2 protein-coding genes are annotated in these 993 nt (G+C 63.2%); both read right to left on the reverse strand.

Annotated features, from left to right (window positions below; genetic code table 11):
- On the reverse strand, window positions 1-413 hold a 413-nt coding region (locus tag DD606_RS25585; protein ID WP_129259537.1), incomplete at its 3' end, for an MFS transporter.
- Complete coding sequence (locus DD606_RS25590) at window positions 410-817, reverse strand: DoxX family protein (protein ID WP_023324096.1); 408 nt, start codon at window positions 815-817, stop codon at window positions 410-412. The genes DD606_RS25590 and DD606_RS25585, both read right to left, overlap by 4 nt.
- Window positions 818-993 lie beyond the last annotated feature (176 nt).

Here is a 993-nt window from a genome sequence, read left to right on the forward strand (position 1 = left end):
ATCGCCGCGCCCACGCTCAGCAGAAACGTCGCCACCAGCAGAACGGTAGGGGTGACGTGTCCGGTGAAGGAGAGCAGCGTCAGCCCGGCGGCGGCGATGAACACCCACAGCTGGGAGAAGAGCAGGTATTTACGTCGGTCAACGATGTCCGCCATCACCCCGGACGGCAGGGCGAAAAGGAACATCGGCAGGCTGCTCGCCGCCTGCACCAGCGCGATATCCAGCGGATCGGCGCTGAGCGTCAGCATGCTCCAGTTGATGCCGACGTCGCTCATCCATGAGCCGACGTTAGAGACCACCGTGGCGATCCACAGCATGCGGAACACCGGCTGGCTCAGCGGCTGCCAGGGTGAAACCGCCGGGGCGGGCGTCGTCTCGACGTGTGCGTCGCGAACGTCGTTTACCTGGGTCATGCGAACCTCTCCGTTGTTTTACGCTGCACTCGCCACTGGCCCGGCCCGGTGAGGGCAAGGGTGGTGAAGATAATCAGCAGCAGCCAGCCAAACTGCCCTTCGGCAATCGACCAGTTCGGATGAACCGCCAGCATCGCCACCAGCAGCACGGCGATAATCGGCAGGCACGCCAGGCGGGTGTAAACCCCCGCAATGATAAACAGCGGGCAGATCACCTCGGCGACGATCGCCGGGATCAGACTGGCATACGGCCCGAAACCAAACGGATCTTCGATGCGCGTCAGCTCTTCGCTGAAGTGCAGCACCTTCGGCAGGCCGTGCACGTAAAGCAGCAGCAGGCTGCCGGTCAGGCGCAGAAAGAACAGCCCCGGATCGATCCGGGACGAAGCGTCATTTTGTTTCATCAGAATGCAAAGCAGCTGCAACCCAGCGCCCCCCAGAAAGCGTTATCGTCGGATACCGGCATCGCTGACGTGCGGGCAAAGTCATGCTGGTGGCTGTGAACCCCGCACGGGCCGCTACAGTGGTGAACCACACTCATACCCACGCGTGCGGCCTGCGGCGGCGCGCTGCGGTAGTG

It is taken from the genome of Enterobacter cloacae complex sp. GF14B (assembly GCF_004136805.1).
GTDB lineage: Bacteria > Pseudomonadota > Gammaproteobacteria > Enterobacterales > Enterobacteriaceae > Enterobacter > Enterobacter hormaechei_C.